General features: G+C 63.9%; 19 protein-coding genes. 10 read left to right on the top strand and 9 right to left on the bottom strand.

What is annotated here, in order from left to right; genetic code table 11:
- Positions 1 to 57 precede the first annotated feature (57 nt).
- On the top strand, positions 58 to 258 hold the full coding sequence (locus tag ACN9MW_RS26565; protein ID WP_426164530.1) for a hypothetical protein: 201 nt from the start codon (positions 58 to 60) through the stop codon (positions 256 to 258).
- Here ACN9MW_RS26565 and ACN9MW_RS26560 read toward each other — a convergent pair.
- The 5 genes from ACN9MW_RS26560 to ACN9MW_RS26540 form a co-directional block, all read right to left on the bottom strand.
- On the bottom strand, positions 227 to 1,006 hold the full coding sequence (locus tag ACN9MW_RS26560) for a substrate-binding periplasmic protein (RefSeq protein ID WP_426164528.1): 780 nt from the start codon (positions 1,004 to 1,006) through the stop codon (positions 227 to 229). The genes ACN9MW_RS26565 and ACN9MW_RS26560 overlap by 32 nt on opposite strands.
- A 29-nt stretch (positions 1,007 to 1,035) precedes the next feature.
- Positions 1,036 to 1,368: a hypothetical protein gene (locus ACN9MW_RS26555; RefSeq protein ID WP_426164526.1), complete on the bottom strand. Its 333-nt coding sequence runs from the start codon at positions 1,366 to 1,368 to the stop codon at positions 1,036 to 1,038.
- A 5-nt stretch (positions 1,369 to 1,373) separates the two neighbouring features.
- Positions 1,374 to 2,636 (bottom strand): NRAMP family divalent metal transporter, encoded by a 1,263-nt coding sequence (locus tag ACN9MW_RS26550; RefSeq protein WP_426164524.1) that lies wholly within the window; start codon positions 2,634 to 2,636, stop codon positions 1,374 to 1,376.
- Positions 2,637 to 2,739: 103 nt separating this feature from the next.
- Positions 2,740 to 2,943, bottom strand: coding sequence for an oxidoreductase-like domain-containing protein (locus ACN9MW_RS26545; RefSeq protein WP_426164521.1), 204 nt, complete (start codon positions 2,941 to 2,943; stop codon positions 2,740 to 2,742).
- Positions 2,940 to 6,017, bottom strand: coding sequence for a diguanylate cyclase (locus ACN9MW_RS26540; protein WP_426164518.1), 3,078 nt, complete (start codon positions 6,015 to 6,017; stop codon positions 2,940 to 2,942). The genes ACN9MW_RS26545 and ACN9MW_RS26540 overlap by 4 nt, the downstream gene beginning before the upstream one ends.
- Positions 6,018 to 6,136: 119 nt before the next feature.
- Between ACN9MW_RS26540 and ACN9MW_RS26535 the strand changes: the two genes are divergently transcribed.
- Entirely contained in the window at positions 6,137 to 7,555 is a 1,419-nt protein-coding gene (locus ACN9MW_RS26535) for a DEAD/DEAH box helicase (RefSeq protein ID WP_426164515.1), read from the top strand.
- A 178-nt stretch (positions 7,556 to 7,733) separates the two neighbouring features.
- On the opposite strand, the gene ACN9MW_RS26530 is transcribed toward ACN9MW_RS26535, so the two are convergent.
- Positions 7,734 to 8,615: a sulfurtransferase gene (locus ACN9MW_RS26530; protein WP_426164512.1), complete on the bottom strand. Its 882-nt coding sequence runs from the start codon at positions 8,613 to 8,615 to the stop codon at positions 7,734 to 7,736.
- A 209-nt stretch (positions 8,616 to 8,824) separates the two neighbouring features.
- Complete coding sequence (locus ACN9MW_RS26525) at positions 8,825 to 9,127, bottom strand: c-type cytochrome (RefSeq protein ID WP_426164509.1); 303 nt, start codon at positions 9,125 to 9,127, stop codon at positions 8,825 to 8,827.
- Between the two features lie 128 nt (positions 9,128 to 9,255).
- Between ACN9MW_RS26525 and ACN9MW_RS26520 the strand changes: the two genes are divergently transcribed.
- From ACN9MW_RS26520 to ACN9MW_RS26495, 6 genes are all read left to right on the top strand, one after another.
- A complete protein-coding gene (locus ACN9MW_RS26520; protein ID WP_426164506.1) occupies positions 9,256 to 9,498 on the top strand; it encodes a type II toxin-antitoxin system Phd/YefM family antitoxin in 243 nt (80 codons plus the stop codon).
- Positions 9,495 to 9,914: a type II toxin-antitoxin system VapC family toxin gene (locus tag ACN9MW_RS26515; protein WP_426164504.1), complete on the top strand. Its 420-nt coding sequence runs from the start codon at positions 9,495 to 9,497 to the stop codon at positions 9,912 to 9,914. The genes ACN9MW_RS26520 and ACN9MW_RS26515 overlap by 4 nt, the downstream gene beginning before the upstream one ends.
- A gap of 60 nt (positions 9,915 to 9,974) precedes the next feature.
- Positions 9,975 to 13,514: a DNA polymerase III subunit alpha gene (gene dnaE / locus ACN9MW_RS26510; protein WP_426164502.1), complete on the top strand. Its 3,540-nt coding sequence runs from the start codon at positions 9,975 to 9,977 to the stop codon at positions 13,512 to 13,514.
- A 108-nt stretch (positions 13,515 to 13,622) separates the two neighbouring features.
- The gene (locus ACN9MW_RS26505) at positions 13,623 to 15,143 is read left to right on the top strand and encodes an MBOAT family O-acyltransferase (protein ID WP_426164500.1); all 1,521 of its coding nucleotides are present in this window, start codon (positions 13,623 to 13,625) and stop codon (positions 15,141 to 15,143) included.
- A 2-nt stretch (positions 15,144 to 15,145) separates the two neighbouring features.
- Entirely contained in the window at positions 15,146 to 16,360 is a 1,215-nt protein-coding gene (locus ACN9MW_RS26500; RefSeq protein ID WP_426164498.1) for a hypothetical protein, read from the top strand.
- Positions 16,361 to 16,378: 18 nt separating this feature from the next.
- Positions 16,379 to 16,636, top strand: a complete 258-nt coding sequence (locus ACN9MW_RS26495) for a KTSC domain-containing protein (protein WP_426164496.1) — start codon at positions 16,379 to 16,381, stop codon at positions 16,634 to 16,636.
- 76 nt (positions 16,637 to 16,712) lie between these two features.
- Here ACN9MW_RS26495 and ACN9MW_RS26490 read toward each other — a convergent pair whose 3' ends face one another.
- The gene (locus ACN9MW_RS26490) at positions 16,713 to 16,943 is read right to left on the bottom strand and encodes a DUF6139 family protein (protein WP_426172307.1); all 231 of its coding nucleotides are present in this window, start codon (positions 16,941 to 16,943) and stop codon (positions 16,713 to 16,715) included.
- Between the two features lie 160 nt (positions 16,944 to 17,103).
- Between ACN9MW_RS26490 and ACN9MW_RS26485 the strand changes: the two genes are divergently transcribed.
- Together ACN9MW_RS26485 and ACN9MW_RS26480 are read left to right on the top strand one after the other, a co-directional pair.
- A complete protein-coding gene (locus ACN9MW_RS26485) occupies positions 17,104 to 18,663 on the top strand; it encodes an ATP-binding protein (protein WP_426164494.1) in 1,560 nt (519 codons plus the stop codon).
- 2 nt (positions 18,664 to 18,665) lie between these two features.
- Positions 18,666 to 19,265 (top strand): response regulator transcription factor, encoded by a 600-nt coding sequence (locus tag ACN9MW_RS26480; RefSeq protein ID WP_426164492.1) that lies wholly within the window; start codon positions 18,666 to 18,668, stop codon positions 19,263 to 19,265.
- A 9-nt stretch (positions 19,266 to 19,274) separates the two neighbouring features.
- Here the strand turns inward: ACN9MW_RS26480 and ACN9MW_RS26475 are convergent, their stop codons facing one another.
- Positions 19,275 to 20,108, bottom strand: a complete 834-nt coding sequence (locus ACN9MW_RS26475; protein ID WP_426164490.1) for a glycosyltransferase family 2 protein — start codon at positions 20,106 to 20,108, stop codon at positions 19,275 to 19,277.
- Positions 20,109 to 20,122: the final 14 nt, after the last annotated feature.

The raw sequence follows: 20,122 nt of genomic DNA, 5'->3' as shown, positions 1-20,122 counted from the left end.
GCCTGTCGGAATTCTTTACAGATGAAAAAACGCTGCATTTAAAATCAGCAACTTATATTGGCCAACCTTGGCAGCATGATGCTGGACGTCGATCCGGCCCTGGTCAATAACGTCCTGTCGGGCAGCAAGTACGAAACGGTCGATGATTCCGCGCACAAGCCGACGCTGCAAGCCCTGTGCGGCATGAGCCTGGTGTTGCTGCTTGCCTTCCGCGCCGCTGCCCGCTTCAGCGGCAAGCGTCGGCGTCGGCGACGGTAAAGTGGTAGCGCAGCGCGATGCGGCGCCACGCGCGATCGCAGGGCATGGCGGCAGCGATCTTGTCCAGCTCCGCCGCCAGCGCCCCGGCATCGCGCGCCAGCACGAAATGGCGGCCGAACTGGCTGAAGGGCTTGTCGCCCACATGCAACTGCCCCAGGGGCAGCTTTTCCCTGTCCATCTGGCGCCGCAGGTAACGGAAAGCACTCAGCGGCATCACCGTGAAATCGGCCTGTCCCGCCGCCAGCTTGCGCAGGTTGCTCATGGCATCGGGCGCATTGCTGCGCGTCAGGCTCTTGCCGGCGTATTCGTCGATGCCGGGATAACGGTTGCCGTAAATGCCGGCAAAGCGCAGGCCGACCAGCGAAGCCGCGCCGTGGTAGAGCACAGGATTGTCGATGCGCGACACGATGACATTGCTGTCGTCCAGGAAGGGCGGACTCCAGTGAAAGCGCTTGCGCGGCACGTCGCCGATGAAGGCCGGCGAGAGGAACAGCGCCACCCCGTCGAAGCCGCCGGATGCCTCCATCAGCTGGTTGAGCTGGCGGCGTTGCAACGACACCAGTTGCAGCGTATAGCGGCCTTCGAGCTTGCGGTTCACATAGCGCACCAGGTCGGGCGCCAGGCCGCTTTTGCCGTCGATGTAGGGCGGCCCGCGATAACTGTTGTAGGCCTTGACGATGGTATCGGCGCCAGCCGGCGCCGCAGCGAGGGCGCTGCAAAACACTAGCAACAGGTGCGGTCGTGCCATGGCGCGCCTCCGGGCGTCGCGACCCGGTCTCAGCGCGCGCTGGCTGCCGGCAGGCGCGCTTCTTCCGAAGTCAGGATCCAGACCAGGTTGAGATTGCCGTTCATGTCTTCCGTGTAGTTGACGATGAAGGTCGCATCGGCCAGCGCGCTCGGCACCACGGTCAGGTTTTCATCGCTGAAGATGCGTGCAGCTGGCGAAAGCTGGCGCGGCTTGCCGTCGACAACGATGTCCGGCGCATAGCCGAAGGTAATCTTGCCGCGCTTGGCGTTGGGCGGGAATGGGCGAGGCTCGGCGGCCAGCGCTGGCAGGGCAGGGAGGGTCATTGCGGCCGCAAGGGCCAGCAGGAAGTGTCGTTTGTCCATGTCCGCTAGCTTACCATGCTGGCGAACATGGCCAAAACGGCCAGGGCCATCACTGTTGTACAGGACCACCCCAGCACGCGCAGGCGGCGCGACAGGACCACCTCGCCCATCACCCCGCGCCGGGTCGACAGCAGCATGGTCACCACCATGACCGGCACCGCCACCACGCCGTTGACCACCGCGCTCCAGAACAGCGCGCGCATCGGGTCCATCGGCAAGAAGCCAATGCAGACGCCGGCCAGCGTGGCGGCGGTAATGATGGCGTAGAACTTGCGCGCGGCCAGCGGTTCCAGTTCCAGGCTGCTGCGCCAGTTGAACGCACCGGCCATGGCGTAGGCCGCCGACCCGGCCAGCACAGGAATCGCCAGCAGGCCGGTGCCGATGATGCCCAGCCCGAACAGCGCAAACGCCAGCTCGCCCGCAATCGGCCGCAGCGCCGCCGCGGCCTGGGCTGACGAGCCGACGTGGAAGATGCCGTGCGCATGCAGCGTGACCGCGGTGGTCAGCATGATCGACCATGCCACGAGGTTGGAAAAGCCCATGCCGATAGCGGTATCGAGCTTGATGCGGCGCAGTTGCGGGCGCACCTGGCGCGGCGCGCGCTTGAGCGGTTCGGCCTCCGGGTCTGCCTGCAGTTCTTCCACTTCCTGCGCGGCCTGCCAGAAGAACAGGTAGGGGCTGATGGTGGTGCCGAACACCGCCACCATGGTGGTCAGGTATTCCTTGTTCCACTGGATGTGCGGCGAGAAGGTGCGCTTGGCCACCTCGCGCCAGGGCACGTCGATCACCAGCACCGTGGCGGCATAGGCCAGCAGGGCCAGCGTCAGCCATTTTAGCAGGCGCGCGTAGCGCTGGTAGGGGATGAAGACCTGCAGCGCTACCGACAGCAAGCCGAAAGCCAGGGCATGCCACTGCGCTTTGCCGCCCGCCACCAGGTGCAGCGCGTCACCCATGGCGGCCAGGTCGGCCGCAATATTGATGGTGTTGGCAAGCAGCAGCAGGCTGACCATGCAGTACAGCAGCCAGGCCGGGAAGCAGCGGCGCATATTGGCAGCCAGCCCGCGCCCGCTGGTGCGGCCGATGCGCGCGCTGGTTTCCTGGATGCCGACCATCAGCGGATAGGTGAACAGCCCAAGCCACAGCATGCCCAGGCCGAATTGCGCTCCGGCCTGGGAATAGGTGGCGATGCCGCTGGGATCATCGTCGGCAGCCCCCGATACCAGGCCCGGGCCGAGCTTGTCCAGCCATGATTGGCTCTGCTGTTCCATGCCCCCGATGCTAGCGGGAGCAGGAGCAGCCTTCCGTTAAGTCACGAACATGAAAGTCGGGGTCAGGTCTGGCAATCCGCCATAAAGCGCACGAATGTGCGCTTTATGGCGGATTGCCAGACCTGACCCCGACTTGCTTTTGGCGAGCTTCCCAGGCGGCAAGGGCGATGCGGTAGCGCTCCAGGTCGTCGTAGTAGAGGTCGAGCACGCACCAGGTGCAGCCGCTGTGGCAGCAGTCGTCGGGGCCGGGTTCGGCCGGCGGTTGCGGCTTGGGGTCGTCGGCAGGTGCTTCAGTGTCGTCCATCATTCTTCCATTGCCAGCAAGGCCTGGTTGCGGCCGCGCTGCTTGGCGCGGTAGAGCGCTTCGTCGGCCAGGCGTACCAGTTGCTCGGGGCGGCTGTTTTCGGTCGGCACCAGCACCGCCACGCCGATACTGATGGTCACCAGGCCGAACGGCGAGGCGTCGTGCGGAAGCTGCAGCCGCGCCAGTTCGGCGCAGATGGTCTGCGCCACGCCGATCGCATCGGCGCCCGGGGTGGCTACCGACAGCAGCGCGAATTCTTCACCGCCGTAGCGCGCCACCAGGTCCGAGCTGCGCCGCCCATGCTCGGTGATCACGCGCGCCACTGCGCGCAGCGTGGCATCGCCGGCCAGGTGCCCATAGCGGTCATTGTATTTCTTGAAGTAGTCCACATCCAGCATCGATAGCGCCAGCGGCTGGCCGGTGCGCTGGGCGCGCCGCCATTCCGCTTCCAGCGCCAGGTCGAAGCCGCGCCGGTTGCTGACGCCGGTCAGGCCGTCGGTCTGGCTCAGCGCTTCGAGCTTGCGGTTGGAGTCTTCCAGCTCGGCGGTACGGGCGGCCACCTGCTGCTCGAGCACGGCCTGCAGGCGTGTCAGGCGCCGGATGCGCCAGTGGTACAGGCTCCACAGCCCGCCCAGGATCACGGCGGCTGCGGCCAGGCGGAACCAGGTGGTCTGCCAGAAAGGCGGCGTGATAGTCACGTCCAAGGTGGCGGCCTGTTTGCTCCAGCTGCCGTGGTGGTTGGCGGCGCGTACGCGGAAGACGTAGCGGCCCGGGTCGAGGTTGGTATAGGTGGCCACGCGGCGTTCGGCATCGGTTTCCTGCCAGTCGGGGTCAAAGCCTTCCAGCTGGTAGGCGTAGCGGTTTTGCGAAGGCTCGGTGAAGTGCAGGGCCGCGAATTCGATGGTGAAGGCGGTCGCCTGCGACGACAGCACCAGGCCGGTGGGCGCCGTCAGCGGGCCTTCCAGCCAGGCCTGGTCGCGGAAGCGGCCCTCGCTGAGCGAGTGGCTGAACAGCTTGATATCGGTAATGGCCACCTGCGGCGGCACCGAGTTGCTGCGCACCTGCTCCGGCTCGACGCCGGTCATGCCGTGCACGCCGCCGAAGTACAGCTTGCCGTCCGCGCCCGGCGCCGAGGCATTGGTGGTGAAACCGTCGGTCATGCCGTCGGCCACGGTGTAGAGCTGGGCCGAGCCATTGCCGGGGTTGAGGCGGAACAGACCAGCCAGCGTGCTGATCCAGATCCTGCCCTTGGCGTCGGACTGGATGGCCAGTGTCTTCAGGTGCTGCACGGCGGCGGCATGCGAGCGCAGCCGCAAGTCGCCGCGAGCGCTCTCTTCCAGCTGCAGCAGGCCGCGCGAGGTGCCGATCCAGAGCCGGCCGGCGGCGTCCTGGTGCAGCGCGGTGACGTTATCGTCGATCATGCCTTCCGGTCCGCCGGCGCGCAGGTGGCGAAACTTGCCGGTGGCCGGGTCCAGCAGGTCGAGCCCGCCGCCGTTGAATTCCGAACCCATCCACACGCGGCCCTTGCTGTCTTCCAGCACCACGCTGGTGCCGCCGACGCTGCGGCTGTCCGGGTTTTGCGGGTCGTGGTAGAACAGCAGGGAGCGGTCGCGCAGCGTGTCGTAGCGTACCAGGCTGTTGCCCGTGCCCAGCCACAGCACGCCATCCTTGCCGGGTGCGATGGAATTGATGAAGTCGCTGGCGGTATTGCCGAAGCGGACCAGCTGGAACTTGCCGTCCAGCGCATCCAGCCGGTTCAAGCCGTTGGCCGTGCCCACCCACAGCGGGCCGCCGGGCTGCTGGTACAGGCTGTAGACGATATTGCTGTTCATCGAGCCGGGCCGGTCGTCGGCATGGTAGCGCCGCAGCACTTCGCCCTTGGCGGGGTCGAACAAGCCAATGCCGAGGTTGCCGCCGATCCAGACCGTGCCGTGCGGGCCATTCTCCAGGCTCAGCAAGGCGTTGTTGGCGCGGCCATGGCGGCCGTCCAGGCGGTACGGCAGGTAGCGCGTGAAGCCGCTGCTGCTCAGGTTAACCAGGGCAATGCCGTCGGTAAACGAGGCGATCCACAGCATGCCGCCGCGGTCCTGCAGCATGGCACGCAGATTGTCGCCCGGCAGAGAATACGGGTCGTCGCTGTTGTGGCTGTACTGGTCGAAGCGCTGCGCCGTTGCATCCCAGCGCAGCAGGCCGGCCGACAGGGTCGTGGCCCACAAGGTATTGTCGCGGTCGAAATAGAAGCTGGTGACGCGGCTGTCGGGCACTGGCACGCTGTCGCGTGTTTCCCACGGCTTGCTGCTGTCCCAGCGCCAGACGCCGCCTTCAGTGCCGATCCACAGCACGCCGTTGCGGTCGAACTGCAGGGCGCGCACGATGTTGGCGCGCGCGTTCGGATCCTGGCCCTTGTCGACGCGGCGGTGTTCAAACTCGCTGGCCCCGGCAGGCAGGTAGTCCAGGCCGCCTGGCCAGGTGGCGGCCCAGACGCCGCCCTTGCTATCGACCGCCAGTGCATTCAGGTCGTTGCCGCCCAGGCTGCCCGGGCGCGCCGGATCGTGCACATGAACGGTGAAGGTGCCGCTGCCGGGGTCAAAGTGCTGCAGGCCGCCCCAGGTGGCCAGCCACATGCCGCCTTTTCCATCGGACACGATGGCGCGGATGATGCGGCCGTTATTGGGCGCGTTGACCGGCAAGAAAGTCGTGAAATCGTTGCTGGCCGGGTTGAAGCGCGCCAGGCCGTCCTGGGTGCCGGCCCACAAACGGCCCTGGCCATCTTCAAACAGCGCCGCAACGCGGTCATGCGGCAGGGCGCGCGGGTTGCCGGCTTTGCTGCGGTACTTGGTGACACGGTAGCCATCGTAGCGGTACAGGCCGTTCGATTGGGTGCCGATCCACATGAAGCCGCGCTGGTCTTGCAGCAGCGATAACATTGAAGGTTCGTCATTGCCTAACGGCCCGAGCTTGCGAAAGCGCAGGGTAGGCGCGGCAGCCTGGGCGATGGCAGTGAGCAGGCAGCTTGCCAGGATAAGCAGCAAAATAAAGCGGCTCAGGTGCCAGCCGCGGGCGTCAGTAGCATTCATTTAGTGACATTATAGCTTCCAACCCAGCAATAATTTCCGCTCCGCTGCCCCAATCCATGCGCTTTACCACAGTTCTCGGGTATCATGCGGGGTTGGCCGCTGTTAACCTTAAGAATTGTATGTCTGACATTGAGAACACCCCTGAGCAAGTAAAGTTCGCCGATTTCGGCCTGGCGCCGGAAATCCTGCGCGCACTGACCGACCAGGGTTATGTGCACCCGACGCCGATCCAGGCGAAAGCGATCCCGATCCTGCTGCAGGGCCGCGACGTGATGGGTGCCGCCCAGACCGGTACCGGCAAGACGGCCAGTTTTTCCCTGCCGATCATCCAGCTGCTGCTGGCCCATGCGAATACGTCGATGAGCCCGGCGCGCCATCCGGTGCGCGCCCTGGTGCTGGCGCCGACCCGCGAGCTGGCGGTGCAGGTGGCGGAAAACGTGGCTGCCTATTGCAAGCACACCCCGCTGCGTTCCACCGTGGTCTTCGGCGGCATGGACATGAAGCCGCAGACTGAAAAGCTGCGCAGCGGCGTGGAAATCGTGATCGCCACGCCGGGCCGCCTGCTGGACCACGTGGAGCAAAAGAATATTTCGCTGGGCCAGGTGCAGATGCTGGTCATGGACGAAGCCGACCGCATGCTGGACATGGGTTTCCTGCCCGACCTGCAGCGCATCATCAACCTGCTGCCGAAGAAGCGCCAGAACCTGATGTTCTCGGCCACCTTCTCGCCGGAGATCAAGAAGCTGGCATCGAGCTTCCTGACCGATCCGATCACCATCGAGGTGGCGCGCTCCAACGCTACCGCCGACAAGGTGACCCAGGTAGTCTATAAGGTCAACGAAGACCACAAGCGCGACGCGGTCGCCCACATCCTGCGCCAGCGCGAGCTGAAGCAGGTCATCGTGTTCTCCAATACCAAGATCGGCGCCTCGCGCCTGGCGCGCGGCCTGGTGACCGAGGGCATGAAGGCGGCCGCCATCCACGGCGACAAGACGCAGCAGGAACGCATGCAGGCGCTGGAAGCCTTCAAGAAAGGCGAGATCGACGTGCTGGTGGCTACCGACGTGGCGGCACGCGGCCTGGACATTTCCGACCTGCCTTGCGTCATCAACTTCGACCTGCCGTATAACGCGGAAGATTATGTGCACCGCATCGGCCGTACCGGCCGCGCCGGCGCCTCGGGCGACGCGATCTCGATCTACTCGGACAAGGATGAACGCCTGCTGGCCGACATCGAAAAGCTGATCAAGCAGACCGTCCCGCGCGGCACGCTGGAAGGCTTCGTACCGGGCGGCTTCCGCAGCGATGAGCGCCATGGCGACCGCCGCCGCGACCGCACCCAGAGCGACCGCGCGCCGCGCAGTGGCGAACGCCGCGAAGGCGCACCACCACCTCGCCGCGAGAAGGTCGACCCATGGTTCCTGAAACCGTATGAGCCGACCCGCAGCAACGGCGCGCCTGCCGCCGCCGCGCCGGCCGCACCGGCCAAGCCGAAGCAGAAGATCGCCGCCTTGCTGGGCGGCCTGCCGAAAGGCTAAGCCGCCATCGGCAGCAAAGAAAAGGGCCCGTCGAACGGGCCCTTTGTTTTTATTGCTTGCTGGACGATGGTGTCTGACCCTGAGGGTCAGACACCGGTTTACCGGTTTTCGAACGCGCCGCCCACTCTCCCAGGAAAACCGGCAAGGCAGTGTCAGACCCGCAGGGTCTGACACTCGTTTAATGCTTGCCGAAGCAGGCAGGGCACGACACCCCCGGCACGTATTCCGGCGCCAGTTGCTGGCGCGGGGTAACCACCGCGCGGCAAGCGAAGCACTGCTTGGTTTCGGTTGGCTCGAGCTGCGGGTTCAGCGCAGTGCGGTAGTCGAACACGAAGCAATCGCCGGTGTAGTGGGCGCCGCCCACTTCCTCGAAATACTTCAGGATACCGCCTTCGAGCTGGTAGACATTGTCGTAGCCGATGTTCTGCATGTGGATCGCGGCTTTCTCGCAGCGGATGCCGCCGGTGCAGAAGGTCACCACGGTCTTGCCTTCGAAGTCGGCCTTGTGCTTCTCGATGATCTCCGGGAACTCGGTGAACTTGGTCAGGCGGTAGTCGACCGTGTTGTTGAAGGTGCCGACGTCCACTTCATAGTCGTTGCGGGTTTCGACCATCACGACCGGCTTGCCGTTGTCGTCGTGACCCTGGTCGAGCCAGCGCTTCAGGTCTTTGGCTTTCACATGCGGTGCGCGGCCGTCTTCCGGACGGATCAGCGGATGGCGCATGGTGATGATTTCTTTCTTGATGCGCACCAGCATGCGGCGGTGCGACTGCTCGGCCGACAGGCTCTCTTTCACTTCCAGGTCCGCCAGGCGGGCGTCGCTGCGCACCCAGGCCAGGTACTCGTCGATATTGGCGCGGGTGCCGGACAGGAACATATTGATGCCTTCCGGGGTCAGCAGGATGGTGCCCTTCAGGCCCAGGCGGGCGCAGATGTCCTGGTATTGCGGGCGCAGCTCGTCCAGCTTGTCGAGCGTGATGAATTTGTAGGCCGCGATGTTGACGTAAACGGCTGGTGCCGCGCCGGGCGTTGCAGGCGCGTTTTCAATGGTTGCTTGCATGGGATTGGTAATCGATTGAATCCGGAACAGCCGACATTATAGCCGCACTCGGCGGAATGCCCAAATAATAGGCAGCCGGCGCGCGACATTATGGCGTTCTACGACATGGCATCCGAGCAAGGCGTCGCCGCGCGAACGGCGATCACCTGATCAGCAAGAACACCTTCCGCCTTCGCAAGCCTGCGTGAGGCGGGCGCTCCGGTTAGCGCTTACTTCTGCGCCAGGACCCAGCGCACCAGCTGGTGAGCTTCGGCATCGGTCACCTGGTTGGGCGGCATCGGCACCGCGCCCCAGGTGCCGGAACCGCCCTGCAGCACCTTCAGGATCAGCTTGTCTTCAGCACCCTTGTCGTTCTTGTACTTGGCCGCGACATCCTTGAACGACGGTCCCACCAGCTTCTTGGCCATGGCGTGGCAGGCGAAGCAGCTCTTCGATTTGGCCAACTGCTCAGGTTCTTCCGCATAGGCCGCCAGCGAGGCAGTCATCAGCAGGGCAGCAGCAACAATTTTCATCTTTCTCTCCAAGGGGGATTGGTAAGGGTGATTCTAGCCGTGCCACGCGGAAGCAGCGGCCTCATTTGTAAGCAATTATCGCGCGTCCTATACTGAACTAGTCAACAGGCTAGTTCGTTGGGGGTCTTATGTTCAAGAGGATAGGGGCATTTGATGCCAAGGCAAGGTTTTCCGAGCTGCTAAGAAGTGTGGGTGAGGGGGAAAGTTTTACCATTTCTGTGCGTGGAAAACCGGTTGCCGACCTCGTTCCGTCGCGTATGGGCGAGCAACGCGATGTCAAGGAGACAGTCGACGCTCTTGGGAGACTGGAGTTGGTCAAAGGCGTCAGCGATGATGAAATTCGAAACTGGATCCGGCAAGGTCGAGAATGAAGCTGGTCCTGGATGCGTCAATGGCAATGGCGTGGCGCTTTGAACGCTTTGACCCTGCTGAGCGCGATTGCGCGCGAAAGCTTCGAATGGCGTTTGGGACGGCAGACATCCTGGTTCCAGCGATTTGGCATCTCGAAATTGCGAACGGTTTGCTTGTGGCAGAAAGGCGCGGCTGTCTCACGATGGCCCATGTCGACGAATTTTTGAATTTGCTCGATGCCTTGCCAATCAAGACTGAAGATGTGTCTTTGTCATCAACTAAACACCAGGCACTGGCGCGTGCAAGAATCTCAGGCCTTACCGTTTACGATGCCGCTTATCTGGAACTAGCCATGCGCTCAGGCGCTGCGTTGGCAACTTTTGACCGCCAGTTGGCTGCGGCCATGCGCGCGGCCGGCGGCACCGTCTACGAATAGCGGTAGAGGCAGCTCAGGCGTTAAAATAGGGGGATATTCGACTTGAAATCCGCCCGCCCCATGAGCATTGAAACAATCGACCAGCCAGTAGACGCCACGCCAGCCGCAGCCCCGGTGGGACCGCAATTCGTCCACCTGCGCGTGCATACCGAGTACTCGATTGTCGATGGCCTGGTGCGCATCGATGACATGATCAAGGCGGCGGTCAAGGACAAGCAGGGCGCGCTGGCCATCACCGACCTGGCGAACATGTTCGCCATGGTGCGCTTCTACAAGTCGGCGCGCGGCAAGGGCATCAAGCCCATTGTAGGCGTCGACGCCTGGATCACCAACGACGAGAACCGCGACAAGCCGCATCGCATCATGCTGTTCGCGAAGAACCGCATGGGCTACCTGCAGCTGTGCGAACTGTTGTCGGAAGCGTGGTTGAACAACCAGTACAAGGGCCGCGCCGAGATCCGTACCGAGTGGCTGCGCGACCGCGCCAACAAGGAATACCCGCTGCTGCCCGGCGAGAGCGGCGCCAATGCGCTGATCGCGCTGTCCGGCGCGCACTTTGGCGACATCGGCCAGGCCATCGAAAACGGCAATCTTGACCTGGCCGAGGCCAATGCCCGCAAATGGGCGGAAATCTTCCCGAACGGCCATTTCTACGTCGAGATCCAGCGTGCCGGCCAGGCCAACCAGGAGGTGCAGGTGCGCCAGTCCGTCGCGCTGGCGGCCAAGCTTGGCTTGCCTGTCGTGGCGACGCACCCGGTGCAGTTCCTGTCGAAGGATGAATTCATCGCCCACGAAGCGCGCGTCTGTATCGCGGAAGGCGAGATGCTGGCCAATGCCAAGCGCGTCAAGCGTTTCAACGAGCAGATGCGCTTCCTCACGCAGGCCGAAATGGCGGAACTGTTCCACGACCTGCCGGCCGCGCTGCAAAACTCGGTGGAAATCGCCAAGCGCTGCAATGTGACGCTGACCCTGGGCAAGCCGCAGCTGCCGAACTTCCCGACGCCGGGCATGTCGATCGACGAATTCCTGGTGGCGGAAACGCAGAAGGGCCTGGAGGAGCGCCTGGTCCAGCTGTTCCCCGATCCCGAGAAGCGCGAGAAGGAGCGCCCGCGCTACGAGGCGCGCCTGAAGTTCGAGAACGACACCATCATCAAGATGAAGTTCCCGGGCTACTTCCTGATCGTTGCGGAGTTTATCCAGTGGGGCAAGAACAACGGCGTGCCGATCGGCCCGGGCCGCGGCTCCGGCGCAGGCTCGCTGGTGGCGTATGCATTGAAGATTACCGACCTGGATCCGCTGAAGTACAACCTGCTGTTCGAGCGCTTCCTGAATCCGGAACGGGTATCGATGCCCGACTTCGATATTGACTTCTGCCAGGAGAAGCGCGAACTGGTGATCCAGCACGTGAAGGACCTGTACGGCCGCGAGGCGGTGTCGCAGATCGCTACCTTCGGTACCATGGCGGCGAAAGGCGCAATCCGCGACGTGGGCCGCGTGATGGACTTCGGCTATATGTTCTGCGACGGCGTGTCGAAGCTGATTCCGTTCAAGCCGGGCAAGCCGGTTTCGATTGCCGAGGCGATCGAGGAAGAACCGCTGCTGAAAGAGCGACAGGAGAACGAAGAGGAAGTGCGCCAGCTGCTCGACCTGGCGCAGCAGGTGGAAGGCATTACCCGTAACATCGGCATGCACGCCGGTGGCGTGCTGATCGCGCCGGGCAAGTTGACGGACTTCTGTCCGCTGTACACCCAGGGCGGCGATGCCGGCGTGGTGTCGCAGTACGACAAGGACGACGTGGAAGCCGTCGGCCTGGTGAAGTTCGACTTTTTGGGCCTGACCACGCTGACCATCCTCGACCGCGCGGTCAACTACATCAAGGACCTCGATCCGGAAGGCACCAAGGACTTCGACCTGGCCAAGCTGCCTCTGAACGACCGCCCGACTTATGAGCTCTTGACCAAGGCGAAAACCGTCGCCGTGTTCCAGCTTGAATCGCGCGGCATGCAGGGCATGCTGAAAGACGCGCGTCCCGACCGCTTCGAAGACATTATCGCGCTGGTGGCGCTGTACCGTCCGGGGCCGATGGACCTGATCCCGGACTTCTGCAAGCGCAAGCACGGCGAAAAATTCGATTACCCCGACCCTCGCACCGAGGGCATCCTGTCCGAAACCTACGGCATCATGGTTTACCAGGAACAGGTGATGCAGATGGCGCAGATCATCGGCGGCTACTCGCTGGGCGGCGCGGACATGCTGCGCCGTGCCATGGGTAAGAAAAAGGCCGAGGAGATGGCGGAGCACCGCGAGATCTTCCGCAAGGGCGCGCAAGAGGGCGGGCTGACCGTCGAAAAAGCCGACGAGATCTTCGACTTGATGGAAAAGTTCGCGGGCTACGGCTTCAACAAGTCGCACGCGGCTGCCTATGCGCTGCTGTCCTACCACACGGCCTACCTCAAGCATCACCACACCGCAGCGTTCATGGCAGCCAACATGTCGCTGGCCATGGACGACACGGAGAAGGTCAAGATCCTGGTCGAGGACTCGATCGACGTGTGCGGCCTGACCATCCTGCCGCCGGACGTGAACCAGTCCTCCTACCGCTTCCGCCCGGACGGCGAGCCGGGCAAGAAGGCAACCAAGATCCGCTACGGCATGGGCGGCGTGAAGGGCGCCGGCCAGAACGCGATCGAAGCGATCATCGCCGCGCGCGAAGCAGGCGGCCCGTTCACCAGCCTGTTCGACTTCTGCAAGCGCGTGGACAAGAAGCAGATCAACCGCCGCACGGTGGAAGCGCTGATCCGCTCCGGCGCCTTCGATTGCTTCGGCGTCGACCGCGCGGTGCTGTTTGCCTCCGTGGGCTTCGCCATGGAATATGCCGACCAGGAAGCCAAGTCGGCTAACCAGGTCAGCCTGTTCGGCGGCGACGATTCCGACCTGGTGGCGCCGCCCGATTACGTGGCGGCCACGCCGTGGACCGACCGCGAAAAGCTGGCGGAAGAAAAGATCGCGCTGGGCTACTACCTGTCCGGCCACATGTTCGACTCCTACCAGCAGGAAGCGCGCCGCTTTGCGCGCACCAAGCTGTCCGAACTCGAGCCGTCGCGCGAACCGCGCATGATGTGCGGCGTGATTTCCGGCATCCGCACCCAGATGACCCAGCGCGGCAAGCTGCTGATCGTCACGCTGGACGACAAGACCGCCGTGGTCGAAGTCACCGTCTATAACGAAGTCTTCGAGCCGAACAAGCATATGTTCAAGGAAGACGAATTCCTGTGCGTCACGGGCAAGGTGTCGGAAGACCGCTTCTCCGGCGGCTTGCGCATTTCGGCGGAAAAGGTGTACAACATCACCGCCGCCCGCATCCAGTTTGGCCGCCAGATCGGCCTGGCGTTGCCGAAGGCCGTGCCGACCGCCAAGCTGGCCGAGATCCTCGGCCCGCACCGCGACGAATACGGTTTGCCGGTGTCGATGCGCGTCCGGCCGCAAGGCATCGACTGCGTGTTGCAGCTTGGCGACGACTGGCGCGTGGCGCCGTCGGATGCGCTGAAAATTGCGCTGGAGCAGGGCCTGGGGGCACAGGAAGTTGCAATCGAGTATTAACCCGGTGCGCGGAACGCCGGCGCAGCTCAGCGGTATCGTGCGACGGCGTTATTAATATCTCAACATAATCCGGTAGTACCCAACCATTCGCATGGTGGCCTGCCGATCATGTTGTTCAACTCTTTCAGCTTCCTGCTGGGTTTCCTGCCGCTCGCCCTGGCCGGCTACTTCCTGCTCGCGCGCCGCCATCCGGAGTGGGGCGTGGCGTGGCTGGCGCTGGCCTCGCTGTTTTTCTACGGCTGGTGGGACGTGCGCTATGTACCGCTGCTGCTTGGCTCCATCGTCGCCAACTACGGCTGCGCGCAGCTGATTCGCCGGGCGCAGGGCCGGGCACGCCGCTGGTGGCTTGGCGGCGCCGTCGCGGCCAACCTGCTGCTGCTCGGCTACTACAAGTACGCCAACTTTTTCTACACCAGCCTGACCGGCCAGCATGCAGACCTGCTGCAAGTGGTGCTGCCGATCGGCATATCGTTCTTCACCTTCACCCAGGTCGCCTTCCTGGTCGACACGGCGCGCGGTTTTGTGCAGGAAGGGCGCTTCATCCACTATCTGCTGTTCGTTACCTACTTCCCGCACCTGGTGGCCGGGCCGGTGCTGCACCATAAGGAAATGATGCCGCAGTTTGCCGATCCGCGGAATGCCTTGCCGCGGGCAGAGAACTTCTCGGTCGGCGCCACCATTTTCATCCTTGGCCTGGCCAAGAAAACGCTGTTGGCCGATACGCTGGCGCCCTATGCCAACGCCCTGTTTGCGGCGCCCGGCGAGCCCACGCTGCTGTTGGCATGGGGCGGCGTGCTGGCATATACCTTCCAGCTCTATTTCGATTTCTCCGGCTATTCGGACATGGCGATCGGCCTGTCGCGCATGTTCGGCGTGCATTTGCCGCTGAATTTCAACTCGCCCTACAAGGCGCTCAACATCGTGGATTTCTGGCGGCGCTGGCATATCACCTTGTCGCGCTTCCTGCGCGACTACCTGTACATCCCGCTCGGCGGCAATCGCCACGGCGCCGTGCGTGCCAAGGCAAACCTGATGTTGACCATGGTGCTGGGCGGCCTGTGGCATGGGGCAAGCTGGAATTTCGTGCTGTGGGGCGGGCTGCATGGGGCCTACCTGGTATTGGCGCACGCCTGGCATGCACTCAAGGCACGCCTTGGCTGGCAGGGCGGCGGCAGGGCAGGCGCTGTCGCGGCCTGGGCCCTGACCTTCATCGCCGTGGCCTATGCCTGGGTGTTCTTCCGCGCGGCAGACCTGCCTTCCGCCATGCGCATCGTGGCTGGCATGTCCGGCCAGTACGGCGTGGCGTTGCCCGATGCAATCGGCGCCCGCCTGGGGAACCTGCACGAGGCGCTGGCCGCCCTGGGAATCAAGTGGACGCTGGGCGGTGCTACCCAGTTCATCGAAACCTGGTGCTGGGTGACGGTTGCCGCGCTGGTGGCCTTCCTGGCGCCGAATACGCAGCAAATCATGCATCGCTTCGAGCCGGCCCTGGACCACGACGGCACCACGGCGCCAGCGCGCCTGGCCTGGCTGCCGGCGCCGCGTCCGGCGCTGGTGACCGGCATGCTGGCGGTGTTTTGCTTGCTGGCCCTTTCGCGGCCGAGCGAGTTCCTTTATTTCCAGTTCTGACCATGTCCAATGCCTCGCACCATCGTTACCTGAGCAAGCTTGGCCTGGCCATGCTAGCGGGCCTCGTGCTGGTGGCCGGCGTGGTCGTGCTGGCCGACCCCTACGGCCTGTATGGCCTGGTGCGCGAGCCGGGCCTGAATGCCGAAAAGCCGGTGCCGCAGCACTTCCGCAACGAGATCAAATTGTCCATTGCCCAGCGCCTGGGGGCCACCCAGTTCCTGCTCGGCAATTCGCGGGTGGAAGTCGGCTTTGACCCGGACAGCCCGCTGCTGGGAGGAAGCGCCTACAACCTCGGGCTGGCGGGAACCGGCACCATGGTGGCGGCCGGGCAGTTGCAGTATTTGCGCAGTTTCGGCATCAGGCCTTCGCGCGTGATTGCAGGCGTCGATTTCCATGATGCCTTGCTGGCGCCGGGCCAGCGTGGCGGAGCGCGCCGGGTGCCTGTGGCAGGGGCGGGAAAACTGGGCTGGCGCGTGGAGAGCCTGTTCTCGCTTGCCGCCTTGCGCGACGCTGCGACTACCTTTACGATGCAGGGCGACCGCGAAGCCGAGACCATGACCGAGCGCGGCTTGAATCCGCTGAACCAGTACGTCAAGTTTGCGCGCTACGACGGCTATTACAAGATCTTCCGCCAGCGCGCGGAAGAGAGTGCGGCTTCGCTGGTGAGGAAAGCGCCGGGAGGCCTGGATCGCGAAGGGCTGCGGGCGGAATTGCGCGCCCTGGTCGATGCCGCGGCCAGCGATAATCCGGGCGTCGACCTGCGCCTGATGGTGTACGCTTACCATGCGCAGATGCTGGCGCTATTCGAAGCAAGCGGCATGTGGCCGCGTTTCGAGGAATGGAAGCGTATCGTGCTGGAAGAGGCAGAGGCTGCGCGCGCCCGCTATCCGCAGGCGCACATCGCGGTGCATGACTTCAGCGGGTTCGGCGAATTCAATTGCGAGGCGATTCCGGGACCGGGCGAAAAGGGCACGACGCAATGGTATTGGGAGGCCGGGCACCAGAAGCCGGCGCTGGGTGAAGAGATGATGCGGCGCATGCTGGCCGATGCACCGGACAATGGTTTCGGCATGGCGCTGACCTTGCAGAACCTGGAGCATGACCGGCAGCGCATTGCCGCCGAGCGTGCCCATTGCGTGGCGGCGCAGCCGGGCCTGTTTGCCGAGGCGAGGGAGTTGGTCGCGCGCGCAGTACGCAGGCAGGAGAAGCAGTTGTGAAGGAGCGATGAGATGGACATGAAACGCATTAACGCAGGCAAGCTGCGCGCCATTGGCTATGACGAGCGCGCGCGCATGCTGCGCGTCGAGTTCGACGACGGCAGCGCCATCGATTACGAAGGCGTGGGCCGCGACGTCTGGCAACGCCTGTCCACCTCGGGTAGCGCGTGGAGCTTCTACCGCGACAACATCGAAGAAGAATTCACCGGCCGCAAAGGGCGCGCCAAGCCGCAGGCGGGAACGCGTCCCGCCGGCCTTGACGAGCTGTTCGATTGAAAGTCGGGGTCAGGTCTGGCAATCGGACATTTCGCTTGCGAAATGTCCGATTGCCAGACCTGACCCCGACTTTCAATTACATGTCTTTCAGCGCAGTAATGGCGTAGCCTTTGCTGCCCATCTGCTGGGTCAGCCGGTCGATGTGGTAGTCAGGCAGGACTTGCACATCATCATCGACCTCCAGCGATTGCTCGGCTGGCAGCCAGTCGGTGTTGATGGCTTCCTGTGGGATGGGTTTGCCCTCGGGCACGGCGAGATAGGAAAAAATGCCGTCATGTTCGGCACGACGATAGATATCCAGGCGCATCTTCATCTCCCTTCAACTAGTCCTACGCACAGGCTGGCGTAACGCTTTGATTCTACTCCGCTTGCCTGGCTGTGGCCATGCAAGATTGCCGGCATGGCCAGCGCAAAGCAGTAAAATTAACCTGGATCAACATACTTCCCTGAAGCCCGCGAATTGCCTTATGCGTTTTCCGTTCTTGCTGCCGGCCGCCGGTTTTGTCCTGACCTACCTGCTGTTCGACTGGATTACCTATGTCGAGCCGCTGCTGGGGCTGAACATCACGCCGTGGAACCCTGACACGGCACTGGGCCTGGTGTTCTGGCTGGTGTATGGGCGGCGCGCCGCGCTGCCGTGGTTCATGGCCCTGGTGGCGGGCGATGTCCTGGTGCGCGGCCTGCCCGGCGGCCCGGCAGGCACCCTGCTCACGGCTGCGTGGTTGCTGTGCGGCTACGGCCTGCTGGGAGAAGCCCTGCGCCGGGCGCTGGGCGGCGGCGCCATCTTCAGTTCGCGCTCCAGCTTCTATCGCTGGCTGCTGATGGTTGCAGCCGGCACCATGCTGAATGCAGTCGGCCATATCAGCCTGCTGGCTTGGCTTGGGCTGGTGCCGTGGGACGACTGGCTGCGCGCGGTATGGCGCTTCGGCTTCGGCGACATGGTGGGCGTCGTGGTCAGCATGCCGCTGCTGTGGAAACTGGCCAACCCGCAGGACCGGGCGCGCTTGGGCGAAGCCACCTGGAAGCCGGAAACCCTGGGCTACCTGGCGCTGGCGATCTTCGTGCTGTGGGCGGTGTTCGGCTACATCATGACGGCCGAATTCAAGCATTTCTATTTCCTGTTCCTGCCGCTGATCTGGGCCGCTTCGCGCCAGGGCGTGCATGGCGCGGCCCTGGTGGTGTTCGTGCTGCAGCTGGCTATCGTGGCCCTGGTCAGGGGCAACCATGCCAACAACATCACCGTGACCGAGCTGCAGGTGCTCGATGCCGTGCTGGCGCTGGTGGGCTTCTTCATCGGCATCGTGGTCGACGAACGGCGCCAGGTGGCGGAAGAACTCAAGCAAACCCTGCGCCTGGCTGCGGCCGGCGAAATGGCGGCCGCGCTGGCACATGAGCTGAACCAACCGATGACGGCGCTGGCGGTGTACGGCAAGGCCTGCGAGCACCTGCTGGCGCGCGGCGAGGCGGGCGACCTGCTGAAGAACGCCATCGGCCAGATGATCAATGAATCGGCGCGCGCGGCGGAAGTGGTGCGCCGCCTGCGCGACTTCTTCCGCACCGGCGCCATGCAGCTCGAGACCGTCAGTGCGGCGGCCCTGCAGGCGGGCATCGTGCAGCAGTTTGGCCCGCAATTCGCCGAACATGGGGTGCAAGTCACGGTCGCCGAGGCGCCGGCGCTGGCGGTGCAGGTCGACCGCCTGCAGGTGGAGCTGGTCTTGCGCAACCTGCTGGCCAATGCCCTGGATGCGGTGCGCATGCGTCCCGCAGGACAGCGCAGCATCCGGCTCATGGCGGAAAACGTCGGCGGCAAGCTGCGCTTCACGGTGGAAGACAGCGGCGACGGCCTGACGCAGCAGGCGGCCGGGCGCCTGTTCGAGCCTTTTGTATCGACCAAGGCCAGCGGCATGGGACTGGGGCTGGTGCTGAGCCGCTCCATCGTGGAGGCGCACGGCGGGACTTTATGGGCAGAAGTTGCCGGTCACGGCATCTTTCGTTTTATACTGCCGGCGCTGGACTCTGGAGAATAGCCTTGTCAAACCTTACCGTTTTCATTGTCGACGATGATCCGTCGCTGCGCGATGCCCTTGGCCTGCTGCTGGGCGTGCGCGGTTATCGCACCGCCGTTTTTGCCAGTGCCGAAGCCTTCCTGCAGGCCTGGCTGCCCGAATGGGCCGGCTGCCTGGTGGCCGACATCCGCATGGCCGGCATGGACGGCCTGGCCTTGCAGCGCAAGCTCAACGAGATGAACTGCCTGCTGCCGGTGATTATCGTGACCGGCCATGGCGACGTCAGCTCGGCGCGCGAAGCCTTCAAGGCGCGCGCCGTCGATTTCCTGGAAAAGCCGTTCGACGACGACAAGCTGATTGCGGCCATCGAGGAAGCGTTCTCGATGCAGTTGCGCCAGCGCCAGGACCACGACCGCCGCCAGCAGCGCGACCAGTTGCTGGCCGAGCTGACTCCGCGTGAGCGCGAAGTGTTCGAGTTGGTGGTGATGGGACGCCATAACCGGGAGATCGCCCCCCAGCTGAACATCAGCGTGCGCACCGTGGAAGTCCACAAGGCGCGCCTGATGGCCAAGCTGGGCGTGGATAACGTGGCCGACCTGGTGCGCGTCGCGCTACGCGACTAAATTGCGTGCTTAAGTTGCGCTGGCGCGCAGCTCGCGCAGGCCGGCCACGGCTTGCGTGGTCTTGTCGATTGCCCGCTGCAGCACCGCCGAGCGGTTGCTTGATTCCTGGTCGCGTTTCGCTTCGCGGTGCCACAGGTGATAGACCTCGGTGGCAAAGGCCCCGCTCTTGCGCATCACGCCCGCGTTGAACAGGCGCAGCACCAGGTCGGAATCTTCGTGGCCCCAGCCGGTGAAGCTCTCGTCGAAGCCGTTCACCAGGTCAAGGTCGCTGCGCCATGCCGCCATATTGCAGCTCTTGATACGGCGCCAGGTAAAGTGTTTGCTTTCACGCCCCACGTCCGGCAAGGTCAGTATCGTCTGCAGGAATTTATTGGCGCCGCCGGTCAGGTACAGCTTGAGTTTCTCCAAGGGGCCAAGGCGCTGGATGTCGAGGTGCTGCTCCAGCAGTCGACGCGTATAGGTTTCGCTAAGCAGCACGCGGCTGCCCGTCACCACATGGCCGCGCCTGGCCAGGCGGCGGTGGCTGGAGATGAAGTTCTTCTGCGGCACGCAGTCGCCGTCGATGAAGACGATGTATTCGCCTTGCGCTGCAAGAATGCCCAGGTTGCGCGCGCGCGCCGCGCGAAAACCGATATCTTCCTGCCACACGTGCTTCAGCGGCACCGGGGAGCGCGCCTGCAAGGCGGCCACGGTATCCCGCGTGTTGTTGGTCGATCCGTCATCGGCGATAATGATCTCGAAATCTTGATCGTCCTGCGCAAAACAGGCCTCCACCACGGCCGTCAGGGCGTCCGGACGATTGTATGTGGTGATAATTAACGAGATGGTTGAAGCTAGTTGCATGGATGCCAAAAGAT

It is taken from the genome of Pseudoduganella sp. R-34, assembly GCF_049904655.1.
GTDB lineage: Bacteria > Pseudomonadota > Gammaproteobacteria > Burkholderiales > Burkholderiaceae_D > Rugamonas.
Note: the sequence above shows the minus strand (reverse complement) of the source record. Positions and strands in the feature narration are given on the sequence as shown.